Source organism: Streptomyces sp. NPDC006193 (assembly GCF_040613915.1).
In the GTDB taxonomy this organism is placed as follows: Bacteria; Actinomycetota; Actinomycetes; order Streptomycetales; family Streptomycetaceae; genus Streptomyces.
On record NZ_JBEXTB010000050.1, the window covers coordinates 1 to 22,126 of the forward strand.

The window sequence follows — 22,126 nt, forward strand, 5'->3', positions numbered from 1 at the left end:
GAAGATCCTGGAGATCGGCGAGGGCACGAGCGAGGTCCAGCGCATGCTCATCGCGCGGGAGTTGGGACTGGCGGGCTGAGCCGGCCGCGTCCGGTCAGCCGGCCTCTCCGGCGCACACGTGCAGGAGGGCGTCGCAGAACGCCTTCAGGTCGTCCGGCTTGCGGCTGGTCACCAGCTGGTTGGAGCCGTGGTCGCAGATCTTGACCTGCTCGTCCACCCAGGTGCCGCCGGCGTTGCGGATGTCCGTCGCCAGGCTGGGCCAGGACGTCAGCACCCGGCCGCGGACGACGTCCGCCTCCACCAGCGTCCACGGGGCGTGACAGATCGCGGCCACCGGGCGGCCGCGCTCGAAGAAGTCCCGCACGAACGCGACGGCCTTCTCGTCCATCCGCAGGAAGTCCGGGTTGGCGACCCCGCCCGGCAGCACCAGCGCGCCGAACGACTCCGCCGACGTCTCGCCCACCACCTCGTCCACGGGGAAGGTGTCCGCCTTGTCCAGATGGTTGAACGCCTGGATCTTCCCGGGCTCGGTCGACACCAGCACCGGCTGGTGCCCGGCGCCGGAGGCCGCCTGCCACGGCTCGGTCAGCTCGACCTGCTCGACGCCCTCGGGTGCCACCAGAAAAGCGATACGCATGATCCTCACTGTCCTTTCACTCTTCGCGGTACGGTCCGGTGGGCGCGGGCACGCCTCCTGCGAGCCAGGACCGCCCGTCGGGCGCGCCCCGGTTCCCCGCTGTGCGGCAGCGGCACGCGGGCGCCGAGCGCGTCACCGGCACCCGCCCGGCGGCCCGGCGGCGGATGCCGGTCCCGGCCGTCCGGCGCGGGCTCATGCGCGGCCCGCCAGCGCCTCGGCCAGCCGCTGCACGTTCGCGTACCGGTTCTCGCGCGGCAGCCCGGCGACCGCGTCGACCAGCCCGCCGGGCGCGTTGCTCCGGCGCAGCGCCCGGGCCACCTCGCCCGGCTTCGCGGGGAAGGCGTGCCGGTTCAGGTGCCGGGCCAGCTCCAGCCGGATCCGTTCCACCGCCGCCGGGGAGCCCAGGCCGCCCACCGGGCCGCTCCATACCTCCGGGTCGTCGTCCGCGGCGGGTTCCGGGTCGTGCCACTCGTCCACGCGCGTCGGGTGCCCGGAGCGGAGCAGACCCTTCAGCTCGTTCTTCATCTCGTCGTCCCGGTGGACGCTCAGCCGGTCGCTGCCTCGCTGCATGTCTCCCTCCAGAGGGTCGAAGGTCCGCACCGCGTACCCGGTGCCGGCGGTCCGACACCGGAAACCCGCCGCGCCGCCGGGCGGTGGGAAAGAGTGCGGCCGCCGAGGCCGCGACCCGGGAACCGGACTCCTCTGCGCGCCCCCGCGAGCGCCGGCCGGCGCGCTGTTCCGGTCCGTGCGCAGACGCGTACCCGGACGGGCCGCCGCGTAACGGCCCGCGCCGGGCGAGGGCTTGGCACATCAGGAGGCGCCACGGGCGGCGGCCGCGGCGGCGACCGGCGCGGACCCGGCCGCGACGGCGGGGACACCGGCGCCGGCGAGCGGCCCGGCCGTACGGCTACTGCCTGCTCCGCGTACGGCTACTGCCTGCTCCGGCCCGGCAGGAACTCCTGGACCTTCGCCTTCAGCCCCTGCTTGACCATCGCACCCCGGTCCGCGTCGCCCTTGAGGATCGACTTGGCCGTCGCCTCCATCTGCTCCCAGGTGGCGTGCGGCGGCACCGGCGGCACGGCGGGGTCGGTGAGGAACTCGACGACCGCGGGCCCGTCGGCCGCCAGGGCCGCCCGCCAGCCCGCCTCCACGTCCTCGGGCTTCTCCACCCGGATGCCGGTCAGGCCGAGCGAACGGGCGAACGCCGCGTACTGCACGTCCGGCAGCGACTGCGACGGCAGGAACGACGGGGCGCCCTCCATCGCCCGCATCTCCCATGTCACCTGGTTCAGGTCCTGGTTGTTCCACACGCCCACCACCAGCCGCGGATCCGACCAGCGGTCCCGGTACTTCGCCGCCGTGATCATCTCCGCCAGGCCGTTCATCTGCATCGCGCCGTCCCCCACCAGGGCCACCACCGGCCGGTCGGGATGCGCGAACTTCGCCCCGATCGCGTACGGCACGCCCGGCCCCATCGTCGCCAGCGTCCCCGACAGCGAACCGCGCATGCCCGGCCGCATCGTGATGTGCCGCGCGTACCAGTTCGCGACCGAACCGGAGTCCGCGGTGAGGATCACGTCGTCCGGCAGCAGCGGATCCAGCGCCCGGGCCACGTACTCGGGGTTGATCGGGTCGGCCGACTGGGCGGCCCGCCGCTCCATCGTCTCGTGCCAGCGGCGCACGTTCGCGCACACCGTGTCGTACCACTCGCGCCCGCCGCGGTCCCGCTCCAGCAGCGGGATCAGCCGGCGCAGCGTCTCCCGGGCGTCGCCGACCAGGTTCACCTCGTACGGATAACGCATGCCGATCATGTGCGGGTCGATGTCGATCTGCACCCCGCGCGCCGCGCCGAACTCCGGCAGGAACTGCGTGTACGGGAACGACGAACCGATCGTCAGCAGCGTGTCGCAGTCCCGCATCATCTCGTACGACGCCCGGCTCCCCAGCAGCCCGATCGGCCCGGTCACGTACGGCAGTTCGTCGCTCAGCACGTCCTTGCCGAGCAGCGCCTTGGCCACCCCGGCGCCGAGCAGTTCGGCGATCTCCTGCACCTCCGCGACCGCGCCCGCCGCGCCCTGCCCGATCAGGACGGCGACCTTGTCGCCCTCGTTCAGCACGTCCGCCGCCCGCCGCAGCGCCTCGTCGGTCGGGACCGCCGTGCAGTCGCTCATGCCCAGGCTGGAAGGCACCATCTTGAACGCGTGCGTGGGCGGCGAGTAGTCGAGCTCCTGCACGTCCCCGGGGACGATCAGCGCGGTCGGGCAGCGCCGGGCGTACGCGGTGCGGATCGCCCGGTCCAGCACGTTGGGCAGCTGCTCGGGCACCGTCACCGTCTCCACGAACTCCGAGGCGACGTCCTTGTACAGGGCGTGCAGGTCGACCTCCTGCTGGTAGGAGCCGCCCATCGCGCTCCGGTCGGTCTGGCCGACGATCGCCAGCACCGGCACATGGTCCAGCTTGGCGTCGTACAGCCCGTTGAGCAGGTGGATCGCGCCGGGTCCCGAGGTCGCCGCGCACACGCCGACACGGCCGCTGAACTTGGCGTACCCGACGGCCTCGAAGGCGGACATCTCCTCGTGCCGGGACTGGACGAAGCGCGGCCGGTCCCCGGCGCGGCCCCAGGCGGCGAGCAGCCCGTTGATGCCGTCGCCCGGATAGCCGAAGACCTCCTCCACGCCCCAGGCGCGCAGGCGCTCGAGGATGTGGTCCGAGACCTTGGTGCTCATGGAGAGACCTCCCGGTGCGGTGCGGTGCGGTGCGGTGCGGTGCGGAGCGGACGGTCCGGTCAGCGGCTACCGAGTGACCTGAGCCGGGACCCGAAAACCTCGCGCGGCGGGGGACCGCGGGGGACGGCGACGCGGGCCCGGCCGCGGGCTGTCACCCGCACGGCGGAGCGTGTCCCGCGAACGGGCTCCGGCCGCGCGCGGCACGGCACCGCACGGGCTGTGATGGCAGCGGGGGCACGCCCCGTGCCCCGTGCCCGGGCGCCGCACGGCGTCGCCGCCGTACCGGTGCACCGGCGTACACCGACCGCCCCGCCCGCCGCGAGCCGAGGAGCCCCTCCCATGCGCCGCACCGCCCGCGCCCTGTCCGTCGCCCTCGCCGCCGGCGCCGCGCTCGCCCTGACCGCGCCCACCGCCCTTGCGGCCCGCTCCGTCCTGGCCGGCCCGGGCTCCGAGCCGCCCGGTCCCGTCACCGCCCCGGCGTCCTGCGACGGCCCGACCGGGTCGGTGCCGCAGACCCTCGACGCCGCCCCACCGGCCTTCGCGGACGGCACCGTGCGCATACGCCGGGTCGCCGCCCCGGCCGGGCCCGCCCGCCGGGTCACCGCCCCCGCGGCCACCGGCGACGAGGCCGCGGGCGACGAGGCCGTCGGCGACGAGGTCGCGGGTGATCCCGGCGGCGGCCTCGGGGACGGCCCCCCGGGCGGCTCCGGGGGCGCCGGCGAGGAACTCGGCGAGGGAGCCGGCGAGGAAGCCGCCCGGACCGGCGACGGCGGGTGTCCCAGCGCCCCCGGCGACGCGGCCGGACCATGGAGCACGGCCGACGCCGGCACCCGCGACGCCGACGGCGGCGGCGACGACCCGTGCGGCGACCCCCTCGAGTGCCGGGACGCCGGGCCCGCCTGCCAGGGCGGCACACCGTGCGACGACGGCGCGGCATGCGGCGAGGGCGAGCCCTGCCGGGAGGACGCGCGCTGCCGCGAGGGCCGGCAGTGCCACGGGCCCGGCGAGGATCCCGACGAGCAGCCCGGCGAGGAATCCGGCAAGGAGCCTGACAGGCAGCCCGGCAAGGAGCCGGGTCAGCAGGCCGGCGACGCACCCGGCAAGGAGCCCGGCAGGGAACCCGCCGGAGTGCCCGGCAGGGACACCGGCAGGGACACCGGCAAGGATCCCGGCGAGCACGACGGGCAGGAGTGCGCCGGGAGCGCGCCCTGCGCGGGCGACGGCCACCGGTGCGCCGGCTCGCACGGCGATTCCTGCCCGGACGGCGGCCGCCCCGCCTGCCGGGAGCCCCACGACGGCGGCTGCGCCCCGGCCACCGTCCAGCGCGGGGTGGAGGCGGGCGACGGGGGAAGCCTCGGCGGCTCGGTCCCGGCGCTCGCCGCCGGTGCCGCCTTCATCACCGCCGCCTGCGCGGGAGCGGTCCACCGGCTCTGGGGACGCAGGCGCCCCGCGGGGGACCGGCCCACCCGGATGTGACCTGGGCAACTCCCGCACCACCCTTGGCGGGCCGCCGGGCGGGTACACACCCTGACGAGAGCACCGGCGCCACACCCACGGACACCGGACACGGCCGCCGCGCACCGGCGCGACGGGGACACGGAGCAGCGAGGAGAGCACCCCGGCGGGACGCCCCGCGGGCCGGGCACATCCCATCAGGTCAGGACGGCACGGCCCGGACGGGCGGCACGACGGCACCACGGACTGCACCACGGACTGCGGGGAGGCGGACATGCGGCGGACGGACCCCGGCGAGGGCCACGGCCCCGTCCGCTACGGCCCGCCCCTGCCCGGCGACGGCCTGCCCGTCCTCCCCGAACTCGCCGCCGTGCTCTCCGCCGCCGCGAGCCGCGCCGACGCCCAGCCCGTCGGCGGCGCCCCCGCCCTGCTGGAGGCGGCCTGCGGCTACTGGACCCGGCGCGGACTGCCCAGCGTCCCCGACCGGGTGGCCGCCGCACCCGGCGCCCCCGCCCTGCTGCTCGCCCTCACCGCCGCGCTCGCCGGCGACGGCGCCGACGTGCTCGTGCCCCGCCCCTGCGCCGCCTGGTGGGCCCCGTACGCCCGGCTCCTGGGCCGGCCCGCGTTCCCGGTGCCCACGCCGCCCGAGAGCGGCGGCGTCCCCGACCCGTACGCCCTGCTGGAGACCGTGCGCCGGGTGCGCGCGGAGGGCGGCGACCCGCGGCTGCTGGTGCTGTCCGTCGCCGACGACCCGACCGCCACCGTCACCCCGCCCGAACTGCTGCACGAGACCGTCGAGGCCGCCACCGCCGAGGGGCTGCACCTGGTCAGCGACGAGACCTGGCGCGACACCGTGCACGACCCGCACGGGACCGTCCTGCTCAGCCCCGCCGAGATGCTGCCCGGCGAGGTCACCGTCGTCACCGACCTGGCGGGCGCGCTGCTGCCGCCCGGCTGGCCCGCCGCCGTCGCCCGCTTCCCGGCCACGGACACCGGAGCACGCCTGCACGCGCGGGTGCTCGACATCCTCACCGCGCTCGGCGCCCGCATCGCCGCGCCGGTCGCCGCAGCCGCCGGCTACGCCCTGGACGAGCCCGCTCCGGTCGTGGAACGCCGCGAGGCCGCCGTACGGCTGCACGCGCGCGTCGCCGCCGCCGTCCACCGGGAGGTGACCGCCGCCGGCGGGCTCGCGCGCCCGCCGCAGGCCGGCCGCCACCTGTACGCCGACCTCGGCTCGCTGCGCGAACCGCTCGCCGCACAGGGCGTCGGCGACGCACAGGAACTGGAGGACCTCCTGACCGCCCGGCTCGGCACGCCGGTGCCCGGCGGCCACCGCTTCGGCGACGACCTCGGGGAGCTGCGCGTACGGCTCGCCACCGGACCGCTGATGGGCGGCGCGGACGAGGAGCGCACGGAATGCCTCACGGCCCCCGAGCCGTTGGAACTGCCACACCTGCAACGCGCGTTGATGTCCCTGAGGTCGGTCCTCGCCGACCTCCGCGACGACGCTCGGCGATGGGAGCCTCCTCGATGACGCAGCAGACGCACGAGCCCGGCCCGGCCGCGACGACCACGGCCACCGGCGAACCCGACACCCCGGCCCCCGTCGCGCCCCCTTTCCCGCCGCCGGCCGCGCCCCGCCCGCTGGGCGAACACCGGGTGTGGCCCCGCACGTTCCACGACCGGCTCACCGCGCCCCTGCCCGGTCTCAAGGCCATGGCCCGCTTCGCCCGCGAGGGCTCCGTACGCCCCGACCGCGCGGGCCTCGCCGACATCCCCCGGCTCCCCTACGAACCGGCCCCGCTGCCCCGCGTCGACTCCCGCACCCTCGCCGTCACCTGGGCGGGACACGCGAGCTGGATCGTCCGCATCGGCGGGCTCACCGTCCTCACCGACCCCGTCTGGTCGCGCCGCATCCTCGGCACCCCGGCCCGCATCACCCCCGTCGGCGTGCCGTGGGACGCCCTGCCCCGCATCGACGCCGTCGTCATCAGCCACAACCACTACGACCACCTGGACGCCCCGACCCTGCGCCGGCTCCCGCCCGAGACACCGGTGTTCGCGCCCGCGGGCCTCGGCCGCTGGTTCCGGCGGCGCCGGTTCACCTGCGTCACCGAGCTGGACTGGTGGGAGGCCGCCGAACTGTCCGGCGTGCGCTTCGACTTCGTCCCCGCCCACCACTGGTCCAAGCGCACCCTCACCGACACCTGCCACAGCCTCTGGGGCGGCTGGGTCCTCACCGCCCCCGACGGCCGGCGCCTCTACTTCGCCGGCGACACCGGTTACGGCCACTGGTTCTCCCGCATCGGCAGCCGCTACCCCGGCATCGACCTCGCCCTGATGCCCATCGGCGCCTACGACCCGCGATGGTGGCTCAGCGACGTCCACTGCGACCCGGAGGAAGCCGTCCGGGCCACCCTGGACCTGGGCGCCCGACGGATGGCCCCCATGCACTGGGGCACGTTCGTCCTCTCCGCCGAACCCGTGATGGAACCGCTCACCCGGGTGCGGGCGGCGTGGCAGAAGGCGGGCCTGGACCGCGAGGACCTGTGGGACCTTCCGGTGGGCGGTTCGAGGCTGCTGGACCCGGACCCCCGGTGAGGGCGGCGGAGCACCGGACGCCGCCACCCGCGCGCCCGGACGCTCCCGGCCGGTGCCCCGGCAGGGGTTCCGCCGGGCCGGCCGGGCCCCTCCCGCGGGAGCCCCGCCCCCCTACCGGAACCGCCGGACCACGCCCGGCGCCGCGCTGACCACCACGGTCAGCGCGACCGCCGCCACCACGCCCTGCCACGGTTCGGGGAACAACGACCCGCCCAGGATCCCGATCACCTGATACGTCACCGCCCAGGCCAGACAGGCGGGCAGATTGCCCCGCGCGAACCTGCGCAACGGCCACTCGGCCAGCAGGCACGCCAGCATCACCGGTATGCGGCCGGCGGGCACCAGCCGCGACAGCACCAGCACGGCCACTCCGTGCCCGGCCAGCTTCCCGCGCGCCTGCTCCAGCCGCTCCTCCGGCGCCCGCGACCGGATCGCCGCCAGCCAGCGCGACCCGTTCTTCGACCGCGTCCCGCGCCGCCCCAGCCAGTACAGCGTCGCATCGCCGAGGAACGCGGCCAGCGACGCCGTCACGAACACCAGCGCCAGCGAGAACGGCGCCGTCCGGTGGAACGCCACGACCGCCGCCGAACTCACCAGCGCCCCGGTCGGCACCACCGGCACCAGCGCCCCGATCAGCACCAGCAGGAACAGCGACGGATACCCGACGGCCTGCTGTGCCGACTCGGGCAGCACGGCCGAGGCCGGGGCGGCGGCGAGCGTCACGGCGGAGGCCGCCCACCTCACCGGGCGACCTCCAGCCGCACACTCTCCCCGTGCCCCAGCCGGTGCACCGCCACCTGCGGCGCGGTCACCGCCGCCAGCCGCACGAACTCGTCGCCCGGGGCGTGGAACTCGTGCGGGCGCACCGCGTCCATGCCGATGGGCCAGTACGTCCCGTAGTGCACCGGCACCGCCGCCCGCGGCGCCAGCCGGGCCAGCGCGGCGGCCGCCCGCGCCGCGTCCAGGTGCCCCTCCCCGAGGTACGGCCCCCAGCCGCCCACCGGCAGCAGCGCCACGTCCACCGGCCCCACCCGCTCGGCCATCGCGTCGAACAGCCCGGTGTCACCGGCGAAGTACGTCCGCGCCTCACCCTCGACGACGTACCCCAGCGCGGGGGCGCGCTGCGGCCCCACCGGCAGCCGCCGCCCGTCGTGCAGCGCGGGCACCACCCGCACCAGCAGCTCGCCGACCCGCACCTCGTCCCCGGGCGCCACCTCCGTGACCCGCAGCCCCCGCAGCCGGCGCAGACCCGGTACCGCCCGTGGCGCGCCCCGGGGCACGAGCAGGCGGGTGCCCCGCCCGAGGCCGGCCAGCGAGGGCAGATGGAGGTGGTCGGCGTGCAGGTGGGACACGAGCACCACGTCCGCGCGCCGGGCCTCCGCGGGCGGCACCGCGCCCCGGCGCCGGCGCAGATGCGCCAGCCGGCGGGCGAACAGGGGATCGGTCAGCACCCGTGTGTGCGCGTCCTCCACCGTGCAGGTGGCGTGGCCCCACCAGGTGATCTCCACCGGCACCTCTTCCGCCTCCTTCACGCGACTCCCCGAAGCCTACGGGCAGGAGTAGGGTCGGCGGCGAAACCCGGAGGTGAGGGGGCGGCCATGGGACAGGTGCGGGGTGCCTTCGGCGCGTTCACGACCGTGCGGGTCACCGCGATCGCGAGCCTCACACCCCTGGAGGAGCTGGAGGCCGAGCCCTTCCTCGTGGACTCCCGCAGCCAGCACGCCATGTGCGCCCGCTGGGCGGCCGAGCACGGTTACACGGTCACCCGGGAGCTGCTCGTCGGCGGCCTGCGGTTCGACCACGGGGCGCTCTGGGACGGGGTCCGTCCCGGCGTGGACCTGTTCGTCGCCCCCAGCCTCCGCGTCCTGCGCCGGGCCCTGTCGTCGGTGGAGGAGTTCACCGCCGAGTGCGCCCGTCGGGGCGTGCGCGTGGAGACGGTGGGGCGGGCCGAGCCGTCCTACGACGCGCAGATGAAGGCCCGGGTGCACCGGCGCCTGTCCATGCCGACGGCCGGGTACGACGGCCGCTAGGCCCGTCGTCCGGACCGCCCCCGCCCTCGCCGGCTCCGCTCGTGCCCTCCCCGCATTGGCCGCTCCGCTCGTGCCCTCCTCACGGGTGCCTGCCCCGCTCCCATCGGGGCCGCTCGTGCCTGCCCGCTCGGCCGGCCGGCAGGTGCCGCGAGCCGCAGCCGCCGGACCCGGCGACCCGTTGCGGCCCCCGGCGGCCCCCCGCTCCTCCCGTGCCGTGTGACAAGGTGGAGCGGGCCCGCGGGTCGAGCGGGCCGGGATGGTGAGGGGTGCGGGGCGTGCAGGGCCTACGAGGTGTGCGGTGGCGGCGGATCGCCCGCCAGATCGGACGGAGCGTCACCGTGTGGGCGGTGTCCACGGTCACCCTGCTGATCCTCGCCGCCCTCCTGCCCGACTTCCGGCTCCAGTCACCCGACGGGGACAGCGCCACCCGCACAGGACTGGCCGCCGCCTGGGGCGCGGGCGCCTTCGGGCTGCTCTCGGCCGTCGTGTGGCCGCTCCTGGTCCGGCTGCTGCTGCTGGTGCCCGCCCTCGTCCTCGGCCTGCTCGTCTTCTTCCTCAACGGCTCCCTGCTGCTGCTCGCCCTGCACGTCGATCCCTCCGGCCGCAGCGAGGCCGCCCCCGAGACCGCCGTGATCGTCGCCGCCGTGATGTCCGCCGTCGCCTCCGCCACCGGCGCCGCCCTCGCCGTACGCGACGACGAGGCCTACCGGCGCCGCCTGCACCGCCTCGCCACCCGCGGCCGCCGCACCCGCCCGCCCTGCCCCACCGCCCCCGGCCTGCTCTGCGTCCAGCTCGACGGCGTCGGGCACGACGTCCTCACGGACGCGGTCCGCGGGGGCCTGATGCCGACGGTCGCCCGCTGGCTGGCCGCCGGCGACGGCACCCGGCCCACCCACCGCCTCACCGCCTGGCGCACCGACTGGTCCAGCCAGACCGGCGCCAGCCAGCTCGGCATCCTGCACGGCAGCGCCTTCGACGTGCCGGCCTTCCGCTGGTACGAGAAGGACCGGGGCGAGGTGATGGTCTGCAACCGGCCGACCAGCGCCGCCGAGCTGCAGCGCCGGGCGATCGAGCGCACCGGCGACGGCGGGCTGCTCAGCGCCGACGGCGCCAGCCGCGGCAACTTGTTCAGCGGCGGCGCCGGCGAACAGGCCCTCGTCCTGTCGATCGCCGCCCGCCGCCGGGGCCGCGAGAACCGCTCCCGCGCCGGCTACTTCGCCTACTTCTCCGACCCCGCGAGCGCCGTGCGCACCGCCCTGTCGTTCGCCGCCGAGGTGGCCCGCGAGATCGGCGAGTCCACCCGCGCCCGCGTCCGCGGGCAGCGCCCGCGCGTCGGCCGGGGCGGCCTGTACCCGTTCGTCCGCGCCTTCGCCACCGTCGTCGAGCGGGACGTCGTCGTCGCCGCCGTGCTGGGCGACATGCTCGCCGGGCGCACCGTCGTCTACGCCGACCTGGTCGCCTACGACGAGGTCGCCCACCACTCCGGCCCGCGCAGCCGCGACGCCGAGAAGGTCCTGCAGCGCCTCGACCGGTCCCTCGCCCTCATCGAACGCGTCGCCGAGCACGCCCCGCGGCCCTACCGGATCGTCGTCCTCTCCGACCACGGGCAGAGCCCCGGCGAAACGTTCCGCGCCCGCTACGGCCTCACCCTCGACGACCTCGTCCGGGCCGGCTGCGGACTGCCCGTCCCGCGCCGCGCCGAACGCACCCGCAGCGGCGCCGAGGCCCGCGCCGCCGTCCGCGCCGCACTGCGCCGGCCGGAGGAGGAGCGCGGCGAGCGCCACCGCCCCTCCCGCGCCCGGGAACCGGTCGTGCTCGCCTCCGGCAACCTGGGCCTGGTCTCCTTCCCGGACGTCCCGCACCGCATGACCAGGGAGGAGATCGACGCCCGCCACCCCGCCCTGCTCACCACCCTCGCCAACCACCCCGGCATCGGCTTCCTGCTGGTGCGCAGCGAGGCGCACGACGGCGTGGTGCTGGGCGCTGGCGGCGCCGAGATCCCGCTGGCCCAGCTCGACGACGCGCCCGGCCCGCTGGCCCGCTTCGGTCCCGGCGCCGCCGGGGCCGTACGCCGCGCCCACGCCTTCCCGCACACCGCGGACATCATGGTGAACTCCGCGTACGACCCCGCCGACGGCGAGGTCCTCGCCTTCGAGGAGCAGATCGGCTCCCACGGCGGTCTCGGCGGCGCCCAGTCCCGCCCGTTCCTGCTGTCGCCGCTGGACCTGTCCGCACCGACGGCGGACGGCGGGGAACCGGAGGGCGCGGAGCACGTGCACCGCATCCTGCGCCGCTGGCTCCGGGAGCTGGACGGACTGAGGGCGCCGCTCGCCGCCGCGCGCGAGGAGCGGGCGGCCTGAGCCGGCGGCGCCCCGGACCGCCGGGCGCGGCGAGCCGGAAGACCGCCTCCGGTCCTGCCGCGCGGGCCGGTTGTGAGCGTGGGACGAGCCGGGATGTGATCGGATAGGGGTACGGGGAAACCCGCACCCGCGACACTCGCGAAAGGAACCATCGTGGCAACCACGCGCACCGCGCACACCGTCTGGGAAGGCAACCTGCTCGAGGGCAACGGCGTCGTCACCTTCGACTCCTCCGGCATCGGCCAGCAGCCGGTGTCGTGGCCCTCGCGCGCCGAGCAGGCGAACGGCAGGACCAGCCCCGAGGAGCTGATCGCCGCCGCCCACTCCAGCTGCTTCTCCATGGCCCTCTCGCACGCCCTGGCCGGCGCCGGCACCCCGCCCACCCGGCTGGAGACCAAGGCCGACGTCACCTTCCAGCCGGGCGAGGGCATCACCGGCATCCACCTCACCGTGCGCGGCGAGGTGCCCGGCGTGGACGCGCAGGGCTTCGCCTCGGCCGCCGAGGACGCCAAGAAGAACTGCCCGGTCAGCCAGGCCCTGGCCGGCACGACCATCACCCTGACGGCCGAACTGGCCTGACTTCCGCGCCTGCCGGCGGTGCCGCGCCCCCGCCCGGGGCGCGGCACCGCCGTGCCCGCGAGGGCGGGATCAGAGGGCTTCGCGCCGCTCCAGCAGGAGCGCCCTTGTGCGCCGTGCCGACGCGGACCGGGCCGTCATGTGGTCCAGCACCTCCAGGTGCGCGGCGACCTCCCGGCGGGAGTCCAGGTACAGCGCGCCCGTCAGGTACTCGGTGTACACCATGTCCGGCAGTTCCGGCTCGGCGAACCGGAACAGCGTGAACGGCGCGTACGTCCCCGGATGCGGGCCCGCCGCGAACTCGGCGATCTGCAGGGTGACCCGGTCCCGCGCGGCGTACTCCAGGAGCCGGTCCAGCTGGTCGCGCATCACCTCGGGCCGCATGCTCACCGGGCGCCTGAGCACCGTCTCGTCCATGATCACCCACAGGTGGGGCGGGTCGTCCCGCTCCAGCAGCCGCTGCCGCTCCATGCGCAGCGACACATGCCGCTCGATCGACTCCGGGGAGGTCTGCCCGATCGTGCCGGACTCCAGCACCGCCCGCGCATAGTCCTCGGTCTGCAGCAGGCCGGGCACGAAGTGCGGCTCGTAGGAGCGGATGAGCCGGGCGGCGCCCTCCAGGCTGACGTACAGGCTGAACCAGTCCGGCAGCACGTCGTGGAAGCGCTGCCACCAGCCCGGCGCGTTCGCCTCCTCCGCCAGCCGCACGAACAGGCCGGCCTCCTCCTCGGCGACCCCGTACGCGGACAGCAGCACCTGCACGTAGGGGATCTTCAGCGCGACCTCGGCCATCTCCATCCGCCGCACGGTCGCCGACGCCACCCTGAGGATACGGGCGGCCTCCTCGCGGCCGAGCCCGGCCGCCTCCCGCAACTCCTGCAACCGCTTGCCGAGGACCACCTGGCCCACGGTGGGCGCTGCCCGCCGCTCACTCACGCCACGCCCTCCCCTGTGCGCCCGAGTAACGCGGGCAGCAGTCTGTCACGCGGAGCCGTTTCGCACACCTGCCCGAGGCGACGGCTCGGGCGCGGTCGGCGCGGGGAGGCTCAGCCGGCCGTCGCGTGCAGGTACTCGGCGGTCGCCCGGTCCGCCGGCAGGAACGTCTCGATGGCGAGTTCGGCGACCGTGACGTCCATCGGCGTGTTGAACGTGGAGATCGAGGACACGAACGACAGGACGCGGCCGCCGTGTTCGACGCGCAGCGGCAGCGCGAAGTACGGCACGGGCTCGGCGGGTCCGGCGCCGGGCGGCTCCTCGGGAACCGGGTAGGCCGCCACCTCCTCGTACAGGGCGCGGAGCCGGTCCGAGCGGTGCAGGGCGATCTCCCGCTCCATCTGCGCCAGCAGGTGCCCGCGCCACTGCGCCAGGTTCCGGATGCGCGGCGCCATCCCCTCCGGGTGCAGCGTCAGCCGCATCGCGTTCGGCGCCGGGGCCATCAGCCTCTCCGGCACGCCCTCCAGCAGCATGGCGACGCCCCGGTTCGCGGCCACGACCGTGTAGCCGGCGTCCACCACCAGCGCCGGGTAGGGCTCGTAGCCCCGGATGAGGCGTTCGATGCCGTCCCGCAGCGCGTCCAGCGCCGGGTCGTCGAGCGGGGTCTGCGCGTAGCGGGGGGCGTAACCGGCCGCCAGCAGCAGCGCGTTGCGCTCCCGCACCGGCACCTCCAGCCGCTCGGCCAGGCGCAGCACCATCTCCTCGCTCGGCCGGGACCGGCCGGTCTCGATGAAACTGATGTGCCGGGCGGAGGAGTCGGCACGCAGCGCCAGCTCCAGCTGGGAGACCCGGCGCCGCTCCCGCCAGGCCCGCAGCAGCGGGCCGACTCCCTTGCCCGCGGCGGGGGAGGCGGCCGGACCGGACGCGACGATCGTCATACCGCGACCCTAGTCGAGGCCACCGGGCGCGCCGAACCCGTATCGGGCTCCGTCCGGGAGGGCATGCTCCCCTGCGGGACGCACGCACCGCATCGTCGAAGGGAGCCTGGCATGCCCGTCGGACCGCTGTCGCAGAAGGAGATCGAGGACCGGCTCGCCGAACTGCCCGGCTGGTCGGCCGACGGCGACCGGCTCACCCGCTCCTACCGGCTCGGCTCGCACTTCGCGGCGGCGGCGCTGGTCATGGCGGTCGCCGCGGTCCAGGACGAGCTGGACCACCACTCCGACCTCACCCTCGGCTACGACACCGTCTCCCTCGGCGTGCACACCCACAGCGCGGGCGGCGTGATCACCGAGCGGGACTTCCGCCTCGCCCGCCGGGTGGAGTCCGTCGCCGCGGCCCACGGGGCGCAGTGAGCGACGTGCTCGACTACGAGAAGGAAGCCGAGGGATACGACGCCCTGCGGGGCGGCGAGGCCCGCGCCGCGGCGGCCGCCGAGGCGGTCCTCGGGCTCATACCCGGTGGGGCGGGCCGGCTGCTCGACGTCGCCTGCGGCACGGGGATCGTCACCCGGCGGCTCGCCGCCGCCCGCCCCGGGCTGCGGGTGACCGGCGCCGACCTCACCCCGGCGATGGTCCGCAGGGCCGCCGCCCGGCTGCCCGGCGCGATCGTCCGGGCCGACAGCCGCCGGCTGCCCTTCCGCGACGGCGGCTTCGACGCCGTCACCACCGTCTGGCTGCTGCACCTGCTGGACGACCCCGAGGACCTCCGGGCGGTCGTCGCCGAGTGCGCGCGCGTGCTGCGGCCCGGCGGGGTGTACGTCACCACCGTCGACAAGGCCGCCGCGCACGACGTCGGCAGCGACATCGACGCCGTCCTCGCACCGCGTCCGCGGCGCCCCGCCGCCGACGCCGCCGCGGCCGTGACCGCCCACGCCGTCCGGGCCGGGCTCCGGCCCGCCGGCCAGGGCTCGTTCCGCGGCGCCGGGCAGGGCCGCAGCCCCCGCCGCACCATCGCCGACCTGCGCCGCGGCTGGTTCACCCTGCTGCCGCCGGGTGAGCCGCGCACCGAGGAGTTCGCCGCCCGCCTGGCCCGGCTCCCGGACCAGGACCGCCCCCGCCCCGACCCGCGCTTCAGCCTGCGGGCGTTCCGCAAACCGGCGGCCGGCGAAGGGCCCGGCGACGCGCCCGCGGACGGCGGCGCCTGACGGACCGCCGGTCCGCGCGCCGCGGCGCGCGGGCGCGTACCCGGCCGAGCACGCGCGGACCGGGCGGCCCCTGGTGGGGGGCCGCCCGGCCCGGTGGCCCCGCCGCCTGGTGACGGGGCCGTGCACGCGGAGCGCCGGCGGGGACTATTCGAGGAGCTCCGCGTACGAGCCCATGGCCAGGGCGATGTCCGCCTGGGCCCAGAAGCGGTGGTACGTGAAGACGGGCGCGGCGCCGCCCTTGAGGTAGGCCTCGACCTTCGACCAGTTCGGGTCGCTCTTGTAGAAGGACCGGAGCGAGGCGAACGTGGACGAGCTGTTGATCGCGTCGCCGTTCGGCATGGTGCCGGTCCAGCCGTTCGGCACGTACACGCTGTCGCCGAACCGGCTGTAGTCGCTGCGGGTCTCCGGCACGGCGATGCCGAGGGCGTCCTGGTGGTGCGTCCACATGCCGTCCAGCAGCGCCTTCGCCGTGGACGCGGCGGTCGCGTCACCGGACCGGGCCGCGTAGTACGTCAGGGTCTTGGCGTACGCGGCGGCCACGCCCACGTCGTCGGTGTAGTCGGCGACGGTGACGTGCAGGGCGTTGTTGGAGCCGGGACTCGACGCGTTCCAGGTGTCGGGCTGCCCGGACCACTGGAGGGTGGAGGGGATGCGGTAGGTGCCGTCCGGGTTGACCGTGGTCTTGGACAGCGCCCACTTCACCCACTTGTCGAGGATCGCCCCGGCCGTGGTGTTCCCGGTCTGCTGGTAGTACTCGGCGACCCGCTCCATCGACCAGGCCTGGAACCCGAACCACTGGTTGGAGGGCGGGTCGTGGTAGACGGGCTGCCAGTCGTAGTACATGCCGTAGAAGGTGGACGTGCCGGCCGGCGGGGTCGCGTACCGGCCCTGCCAGCTGTTGGTCGCGCCGCCCGCGATCGCGCCCTCGGACGACTGCAGCCACCGGTAGAACTCCAGTTGCCGCTGCAGCGACTTGCCCCAGTCGGCCGCGCCGGTCGCCGACTTGGGCTTCAGGTCGGCGTTGGAGCTCAGGGCGTAGGCGGCGAGGGGGTTCTGGTAGCCGCCGTGGACGTGGCTGGAGCCGATGCGCCAGGCCCAGCCGGCGTTGGTGTCGGTGGCGCCGCCCCAGGCGTAGTACCAGGACAGCAGGTAGTGCGAGGCGTCCTTGCCGGTGCCGGCGGGGCAGGACGAGGCCCCCGCGCAGTTGCCGATCTTCTTGAAGTACTTGTCGTACATCGCATACCGCAGGTAGTCGCCCATCTTCGCGGCCTTGGCGACCGTGGCGGACACCTCACCGCCCTTGCCCTGCGCCTTCGCCCACACGTCGGCCCAGTACGCGGCCTGCACCGCGCGTGAGTCCGCGTCCGGGGCGTCGGTGTACTTCCACTGCTTGGCGTAGGAGGAGTCGCCGGTGAACAGGTCCAGATAGCCGTTCCTGCCGCCGTACTTGAAGGCGTCGCAGGTCGGCTGCGGGACCGTCTCCCAGACGGACTCCTGCGGGCCCCGCTGGAAGGTGTTGATGTACGACGGTCCGGTGGCCGTCGGACCGGCCTCGCACCTGCCGGGTTCGTTGCCGTAGCCGTAGACGTTGTCGACGTCCTGGATCCAGTGCATGCCGTAGACGTCGTCCGTGCCGTAGGCCGACTTCAGCTCACCGGCGATCGGGTCCGGGCCGACGGACACCGACGAGTCCAGCTTGGCCGGGTACTCGTCCGGGGTGTCGTGCTCGGGCGCGTACGTCGCCGGCTTGGAGGCGTTGTAGAAGGAGTTCGTCGGCTGGTCGGCGTGCGTGGGGATCATGTACTTCTCCATGATCTCCCAGGCGCCGTTGAACTTCGACCAGTCACCGGTGACCTTGCCGTACATCGCCTGCAGCCACAGCAGGTAGCTGTACGCCTCGGACGTGGTCTCGTGGCCGTGGTCCGGGGCCTCGACGATCAGCGTCTCCACCGAGTGGTACGGGATGCCCTCGGGGGAGAAGTAGCCGTTCGCCGGGTTGGTGATCTTCCCGTACAGCTCCAGGAAGCGGGCGTCGTACGCCTTCGACGCGGGCAGCTCCGTGACCGTGACGGTCGCCTTGGTGTGACCGGTGGCCGACGCCGTGAAGGTCGCGCTGCCGGTGCCGGAGGAGTCCGCCGTGACGGTCACCGTCTGCGCGGTGTTCCAGTTCGACGGGGTGAAGGTCAGCGACGCGCCGGCCGTCACGGACAGGCCCGTGTTGCCGGCCGTGCGGGCCGTGCTCACCGTCACGTTCCCGCTCGGCTGCGTCGACAGCTTCACGGAGAAGGTGCCCGACTTGCCCTGCTGGACGCCCAGTTGCGCGGGGGAGGCGACCACGGCGGGCCCGGAGGCCACGGTGATGCCGACCGGGGTGGACGCGGCGGACGCGCCCAGGCTGTCGTACGCCTTGGCCACCAGGGAATGGCTGCCCGCGGTCAGAGTGGAGACGGAGAGCGCGTAGGGCGCGCTGGTGTCCGTGCCCAGCAGGGTGGTGTCGTCGTAGAACTCCACCTTGCTGATCGTCGCCCTGTCGGCCGCCGCCGCGGTCGCCGCGAGCGGCACCGCCTCGCCCTGCGTGTACACGGCCCCGGCGCTCGGGCTGGTCAGCACGGTCACTGGCGGCTGGTGGGCGCCGGTGCAGACGGTGCCGTTGACCGTGAAGGAGGCCGGGGCGGCATTGGAGCCGCTGTAGGTGAACTGGGCGCCGGTGGTGACGGCGGCGCCCGCGGCGACCGTGCCGTTGTGCGAGGCGTTCTTCACGGTGACCGTCTGGCCGGACTGCGACCAGACGCCGTTCCAGCCGTTGGCCAGCTTCTGGTTGCCCGTGTAGGCGTACGTCAGGGTCCAGCCGTCGATGGCGTCGGTGCCGCGATTGGTGAGGGTGAGGTCGGCGGTGAAGCCGGACCCCCAGTCGTTCGTCTTGTAGTCGACGCTGCACTGCACGGAGGCCGCGTGCGCGGCCGGGGCGCCGGTGGCCAGCATCGACAGCGGCAGGGCGAACACGGCGGCCACCGCTGTCCACAACCGCCGCGCGGCTCTGCTCTTTCGTCCGGGATCCATGTGCTGGTTCCTCCTTGCGTACGACTGGGGGGAGTCAAGGCTTGAACCAGTGGGAGCGCTCCCATAGTGGGGATGCCGCACAGGGTGGTCAAGGTGCCGGAAAGGTCGAAAAGATTCGACCGGGCGATCGGAGAAAACTCGGGCGGCCCCCTGGGCATCCGCTCCGGCAGGCGCTACCTTCCTTCGCACCAGTGGGAGCGATTCCATTCAGTCGACGCGCCTGTCACCGCGCGCCAAGCTGCAAGGAGTCGCTCATGCGACACCCCCCGCGTTCAGTACTTTTAGCCACCGCCGGGGCGGCCGCGCTCGTCGCGAGCGTGATCGTCCCGGTGGTGGCGGCCCGGGGAGCCACGCCCGCCTGCACGGTGGAGTACACCGTCACCGGCCAGTGGGACGGCGGCTTCCAGGGATCGGTGAAGGTGACCAACCACCAGGCCGCGCTGAGCGGCTGGCGGCTCACCTTCGACTTCGCCGGCGGCCAGGAGGTCACCCAGGGCTGGAACGCCAAGTGGTCCCAGTCCGGCGCCACCGTGACCGCGGCCGGCGAGGCATGGAACGGCGCGCTCGGCACCGACGCGAGCGTCAGCGCCGGATTCCTCGCCTCCTGGTCCGGGAGCAACCCCGCGCCCGCGGTGTTCAAGCTGAACGGCACCACCTGCAACACGGAGTCCGGACCGACGACCCCGCCGCCCACGACACCACCCCCCTCCGGCGGCGCCGCACCCGCCCTGCACGTGTCCGGCGGCAAGCTCGTCGACGCCGACGGCAGGACACGCCGGCTGCTCGGCGTCAACCGGTCCGGCGGCGAATTCATGTGCGTGCAGGGGCGCGGCATCTGGGACGGACCCGTGGACGACGCGGCCGTCAAGGCGATCGCCGACTGGAAGGCGGGCACGGTCCGCATCCCGCTCAACGAGGAGTGCTGGCTGGGACTGCCCCACATCGAACCCGAGTACGCGGGCGCGCACTACATCGACGCCGTGAAGGACCTGGTGGCCCGCGTCGAGGCGCACGGCATGACCCCGGTCCTCGAACTGCACTGGTCCCACGGCCAGTACACCGGGAACTCGGCCGGCTGCTCCGACGTGCACGCCACCTGCCAGAAGCCGATGCCCGACATGCAGTACTCCCCGTCGTTCTGGGCGTCGGTCGCGAGCACCTTCAAAGGCGACCGGGCCGCCGTGTTCGACCTGTTCAACGAGCCGTACCCGGACCGGGCGACCGCCAGCGCGACGGACGCCTGGACGTGCTGGCGGGACGGCGGCGCCTGCCCCGGCATCCCGTACGAGGTCGCCGGCATGCAGGACCTCGTCGACGCGGTGCGGGGCGCCGGAGCCGAGAACGTCGTCCTGGCCGGCGGGCTGGCGTACTCCAACGACCTGAGCCGGTGGCTGACGTACCGGCCCACCGACCCGGCCGGCAATCTCGCCGCCGCCTACCACGTCTACAACTTCAACGCGTGCGCGGCCGAGAGCTGCTGGGACTCCACCCTCGCCCCGGTCGCCGCACAGGTGCCGCTGGTCGCCGGCGAGATGGGCGAGAACACCTGCTCCCACGGCTTCGTCGACCGGGTCATGAAGTGGTTCGACGACCGGAACCTGTCCTACCTGGGCTGGACCTGGAACACCTGGGACTGCTCGTCCGGGCCGTCCCTCATCTCCGCCTACGACGGCACGCCCACCGCGTACGGCGCCGGACTGCGCGACCACCTGCGCGCCCTCAACCCGTAAGCCCCACCCTCGACGGAAGAAGGAACCCGCACCCATGAGTCGTACCCGAATGTCACTGTTCGCGGCCCTGGCGCTGCTCGCCGGAGCCACCGGCACCGCGTTCGCCGCCCTCCCGGCCGGCTCCGCGGCCACCGCGGCCGCCGTGCCCTGCACCGTCGGCTACACCATCCAGAGCCAGTGGGACACCGGCTTCACCGCGGCCGTGACCATCACCAACAACGGTCCCGCCAAGTCGAGTTGGTCGCTGAAGTGGTCGTACGGCGGCAACCAGAAGGTCACCAGCGGCTGGAACGTGCGGATCAGCCAGAGCGGCACCGCGGTCACCGCCGCCAACGAGAGCTACAACGGGGCGCTCGCCACCGGCGGCACCGTCAGCTTCGGCTTCAACGGCACCTTCAGCGGCACCAACTCCGTCCCCGCCACGTTCACGCTCGACGGTGTCACCTGCAACGTGGACGACGGCAGCGGCGGCACCGGCGGCGGCACCGGCGGCGGTACCGGCGGCGGCACGGGCGGCGGCACCGGTGGAGACACCGGCGGCGGCACGGGCGGCGGAGACGGCGGGGGCGGCGGGGGCGGCCGCGTCGACAACCCCTACAGCGGAGCCAAGGGCTACGTGAACCCGGAGTGGTCGGCGCACGCCGCCGCCGAGCCGGGCGGCAGCCGCATCGCCAACCAGCCGACCGCCGTGTGGCTCGACCGGATCGCCGCCATCAACGGCGTGAACGGCGGGATGGGCCTGCGCGCCCACCTGGACGAGGCGCTGAAGCAGAAGGGCTCCGGCGAGCTCGTCGTCCAGCTGGTCATCTACGACCTGCCCGGCCGCGACTGCTCCGCCCTCGCCTCCAACGGCGAGCTCGGGCCGAACGACATCGACAAGTACAAGACCCAGTACATCGACCCGATCGCGTCGATCCTCTCCGACGCCAAGTACGCGGGCCTGCGCATCGCCACCGTCATCGAACCCGACTCGCTGCCCAACCTGGTCACCAACGCGGGCGGCACAGCCGGCAGCACCGACGCCTGCGCGACCATGAAGGCCAACGGCAACTACGAGAAGGGCGTCAGCTACGCCCTCGACAAGCTGGGCGCCATCCCGAACGTCTACAACTACATCGACGCCGGCCACCACGCCTGGCTCGGCTGGGACTCCAACCTCGGGCCCACCGTCCAGGAGTTCTACAAGGTCGCCACCACCAACGGCGCGAGCGTGAACGACGTGACGGGCTTCATCGTCAACACCGCCAACTACAGCGCCACCAAGGAGCCCTACTTCAAGGTCACCGACAGCGTCAACGGGCAGACCGTCCGCCAGTCGAAGTGGGTCGACTGGAACCAGTACGTGGACGAGCAGTCCTACGCGCAGGCGCTGCGGGACAAGCTCGTCGGGGCCGGCTTCAACAGCAACCTCGGCATGCTGATCGACACCTCGCGCAACGGCTGGGGCGGCTCCGCACGGCCCACCAAGCCCGGGCCGCAGACCTCCGTCGACGACTACGTCAACGGCAGCCGCACGGACCGGCGCCTCCACGCCGGCAACTGGTGCAACCAGAGCGGCGCCGGCCTCGGCGAACGGCCGACCGCGGCGCCCGCGGCCGGGATCGACGCCTACGTGTGGGTGAAGCCCCCGGGGGAGTCGGACGGGGCCAGCTCCGCCATCGACAACGACGAGGGCAAGGGCTTCGACCGGATGTGCGACCCCACCTACGGAGGCAACGCCCGCAACGGCAACAACCCCACGGGCGCGCTGCCGAACGCGCCGCTGGCCGGGCACTGGCGAGCGGCTCGGCGCCCGCGCCCAGGTCGCCGTGCTCCGCGCCCGGCTCGGCGGTGTGCTCCTGGACTCGGGCGAGGCCGAACGCGGGGAGCGGC

The 22,126-nt window shown here is 74.7% G+C and carries 18 protein-coding genes; 10 read left to right on the top strand and 8 right to left on the bottom strand.

The window, feature by feature from the left end:
* Positions 1 to 94: 94 nt before the first annotated feature.
* The 3 genes from ABZ261_RS28710 to ABZ261_RS28720 all read right to left on the bottom strand — a co-directional run bounded on the left by ABZ261_RS28710 (position 95) and on the right by ABZ261_RS28720 (position 3,363).
* The gene (locus ABZ261_RS28710; protein WP_356864136.1) at positions 95 to 637 is read right to left on the bottom strand and encodes a type 1 glutamine amidotransferase domain-containing protein; all 543 of its coding nucleotides are present in this window, start codon (positions 635 to 637) and stop codon (positions 95 to 97) included.
* Positions 638 to 829: 192 nt separating this feature from the next.
* Positions 830 to 1,207: a DUF2795 domain-containing protein gene (locus tag ABZ261_RS28715; RefSeq protein ID WP_356864138.1), complete on the bottom strand. Its 378-nt coding sequence runs from the start codon at positions 1,205 to 1,207 to the stop codon at positions 830 to 832.
* 359 nt (positions 1,208 to 1,566) lie between these two features.
* Positions 1,567 to 3,363 carry a thiamine pyrophosphate-requiring protein gene (locus tag ABZ261_RS28720; protein ID WP_356864140.1) on the bottom strand — a complete coding sequence of 599 codons (1,797 nt, stop codon included), beginning with the start codon at positions 3,361 to 3,363 and terminating at the stop codon, positions 1,567 to 1,569.
* Between the two features lie 339 nt (positions 3,364 to 3,702).
* Here ABZ261_RS28720 and ABZ261_RS28725 point away from each other — a divergent pair, with 339 nt between their 5' ends.
* The 3 genes from ABZ261_RS28725 to ABZ261_RS28735 all read left to right on the top strand — a co-directional run bounded on the left by ABZ261_RS28725 (position 3,703) and on the right by ABZ261_RS28735 (position 7,419).
* Positions 3,703 to 4,839, top strand: a complete 1,137-nt coding sequence (locus ABZ261_RS28725; RefSeq protein ID WP_356864142.1) for a hypothetical protein — start codon at positions 3,703 to 3,705, stop codon at positions 4,837 to 4,839.
* A 253-nt stretch (positions 4,840 to 5,092) separates the two neighbouring features.
* Positions 5,093 to 6,352, top strand: coding sequence for an aminotransferase class I/II-fold pyridoxal phosphate-dependent enzyme (locus tag ABZ261_RS28730; protein WP_356864144.1), 1,260 nt, complete (start codon positions 5,093 to 5,095; stop codon positions 6,350 to 6,352).
* Positions 6,349 to 7,419, top strand: a complete 1,071-nt coding sequence (locus tag ABZ261_RS28735; protein ID WP_356864146.1) for an MBL fold metallo-hydrolase — start codon at positions 6,349 to 6,351, stop codon at positions 7,417 to 7,419. Before ABZ261_RS28730 ends, ABZ261_RS28735 begins: the two co-directional genes overlap by 4 nt.
* 111 nt (positions 7,420 to 7,530) lie before the next feature.
* On the opposite strand, the gene ABZ261_RS28740 is transcribed toward ABZ261_RS28735, so the two are convergent.
* Positions 7,531 to 8,142, bottom strand: a complete 612-nt coding sequence (locus ABZ261_RS28740) for a VTT domain-containing protein (RefSeq protein ID WP_356864148.1) — start codon at positions 8,140 to 8,142, stop codon at positions 7,531 to 7,533.
* Between the two features lie 17 nt (positions 8,143 to 8,159).
* A complete protein-coding gene (locus ABZ261_RS28745; protein WP_356864167.1) occupies positions 8,160 to 8,933 on the bottom strand; it encodes an MBL fold metallo-hydrolase in 774 nt (257 codons plus the stop codon).
* An 84-nt stretch (positions 8,934 to 9,017) separates the two neighbouring features.
* Between ABZ261_RS28745 and ABZ261_RS28750 the strand changes: the two genes are divergently transcribed.
* The 3 genes from ABZ261_RS28750 (at position 9,018) to ABZ261_RS28760 (ending at position 12,388) form a co-directional block, all read left to right on the top strand.
* The gene (locus tag ABZ261_RS28750) at positions 9,018 to 9,449 is read left to right on the top strand and encodes a hypothetical protein (RefSeq protein ID WP_356864150.1); all 432 of its coding nucleotides are present in this window, start codon (positions 9,018 to 9,020) and stop codon (positions 9,447 to 9,449) included.
* Between the two features lie 275 nt (positions 9,450 to 9,724).
* Positions 9,725 to 11,809, top strand: a complete 2,085-nt coding sequence (locus ABZ261_RS28755; RefSeq protein ID WP_356864151.1) for a phage holin family protein — start codon at positions 9,725 to 9,727, stop codon at positions 11,807 to 11,809.
* Between the two features lie 153 nt (positions 11,810 to 11,962).
* Positions 11,963 to 12,388 carry an OsmC family protein gene (locus ABZ261_RS28760; protein WP_356864153.1) on the top strand — a complete coding sequence of 142 codons (426 nt, stop codon included), beginning with the start codon at positions 11,963 to 11,965 and terminating at the stop codon, positions 12,386 to 12,388.
* A 69-nt stretch (positions 12,389 to 12,457) separates the two neighbouring features.
* On the opposite strand, the gene ABZ261_RS28765 is transcribed toward ABZ261_RS28760, so the two are convergent.
* Positions 12,458 to 13,321 carry a helix-turn-helix transcriptional regulator gene (locus tag ABZ261_RS28765; RefSeq protein ID WP_356864155.1) on the bottom strand — a complete coding sequence of 288 codons (864 nt, stop codon included), beginning with the start codon at positions 13,319 to 13,321 and terminating at the stop codon, positions 12,458 to 12,460.
* Between the two features lie 110 nt (positions 13,322 to 13,431).
* Positions 13,432 to 14,256, bottom strand: coding sequence for a helix-turn-helix transcriptional regulator (locus ABZ261_RS28770; protein ID WP_356864157.1), 825 nt, complete (start codon positions 14,254 to 14,256; stop codon positions 13,432 to 13,434).
* A 111-nt stretch (positions 14,257 to 14,367) separates the two neighbouring features.
* Between ABZ261_RS28770 and ABZ261_RS28775 the strand changes: the two genes are divergently transcribed.
* Positions 14,368 to 14,673, top strand: a complete 306-nt coding sequence (locus ABZ261_RS28775; RefSeq protein WP_356864159.1) for a 4a-hydroxytetrahydrobiopterin dehydratase — start codon at positions 14,368 to 14,370, stop codon at positions 14,671 to 14,673.
* Positions 14,674 to 14,678: 5 nt separating this feature from the next.
* Positions 14,679 to 15,464, top strand: coding sequence for a class I SAM-dependent methyltransferase (locus tag ABZ261_RS28780; RefSeq protein ID WP_356864169.1), 786 nt, complete (start codon positions 14,679 to 14,681; stop codon positions 15,462 to 15,464).
* Between the two features lie 144 nt (positions 15,465 to 15,608).
* On the opposite strand, the gene ABZ261_RS28785 is transcribed toward ABZ261_RS28780, so the two are convergent.
* A complete protein-coding gene (locus ABZ261_RS28785) occupies positions 15,609 to 18,524 on the bottom strand; it encodes a glycoside hydrolase family 48 protein (protein WP_356864161.1) in 2,916 nt (971 codons plus the stop codon).
* A gap of 254 nt (positions 18,525 to 18,778) precedes the next feature.
* Here ABZ261_RS28785 and ABZ261_RS28790 point away from each other — a divergent pair, with 254 nt between their 5' ends.
* Both ABZ261_RS28790 and ABZ261_RS28795 read left to right on the top strand, forming a co-directional pair.
* Complete coding sequence (locus ABZ261_RS28790) at positions 18,779 to 20,254, top strand: cellulose binding domain-containing protein (RefSeq protein ID WP_356864163.1); 1,476 nt, start codon at positions 18,779 to 18,781, stop codon at positions 20,252 to 20,254.
* A 34-nt stretch (positions 20,255 to 20,288) separates the two neighbouring features.
* The coding region (locus ABZ261_RS28795) for a glycoside hydrolase family 6 protein (protein WP_356864165.1) at positions 20,289 to 22,126 on the top strand (1,838 nt) is incomplete at its 3' end.

Excerpts from the sequence above, each read along its gene's own strand:
- ABZ261_RS28775 (WP_356864159.1), top strand. The coding sequence starts at position 14,368 with ATGCCCGTCGGACCGCTGTCGCAGAAGGAGATCGAGGACCGGCTCGCC.
- ABZ261_RS28725 (WP_356864142.1), top strand. The coding sequence starts at position 3,703 with ATGCGCCGCACCGCCCGCGCCCTGTCCGTCGCCCTCGCCGCCGGCGCC.
- ABZ261_RS28735 (WP_356864146.1), top strand. The coding sequence starts at position 6,349 with ATGACGCAGCAGACGCACGAGCCCGGCCCGGCCGCGACGACCACGGCC.
- ABZ261_RS28715 (WP_356864138.1), bottom strand. The coding sequence starts at position 1,207 with ATGCAGCGAGGCAGCGACCGGCTGAGCGTCCACCGGGACGACGAGATG.
- ABZ261_RS28790 (WP_356864163.1), top strand. The coding sequence starts at position 18,779 with ATGCGACACCCCCCGCGTTCAGTACTTTTAGCCACCGCCGGGGCGGCC.
- ABZ261_RS28770 (WP_356864157.1), bottom strand. The coding sequence starts at position 14,256 with ATGACGATCGTCGCGTCCGGTCCGGCCGCCTCCCCCGCCGCGGGCAAG.
- ABZ261_RS28750 (WP_356864150.1), top strand. The coding sequence starts at position 9,018 with ATGGGACAGGTGCGGGGTGCCTTCGGCGCGTTCACGACCGTGCGGGTC.
- ABZ261_RS28720 (WP_356864140.1), bottom strand. The coding sequence starts at position 3,363 with ATGAGCACCAAGGTCTCGGACCACATCCTCGAGCGCCTGCGCGCCTGG.
- ABZ261_RS28730 (WP_356864144.1), top strand. The coding sequence starts at position 5,093 with ATGCGGCGGACGGACCCCGGCGAGGGCCACGGCCCCGTCCGCTACGGC.
- ABZ261_RS28710 (WP_356864136.1), bottom strand. The coding sequence starts at position 637 with ATGCGTATCGCTTTTCTGGTGGCACCCGAGGGCGTCGAGCAGGTCGAG.
- ABZ261_RS28785 (WP_356864161.1), bottom strand. The coding sequence starts at position 18,524 with ATGGATCCCGGACGAAAGAGCAGAGCCGCGCGGCGGTTGTGGACAGCG.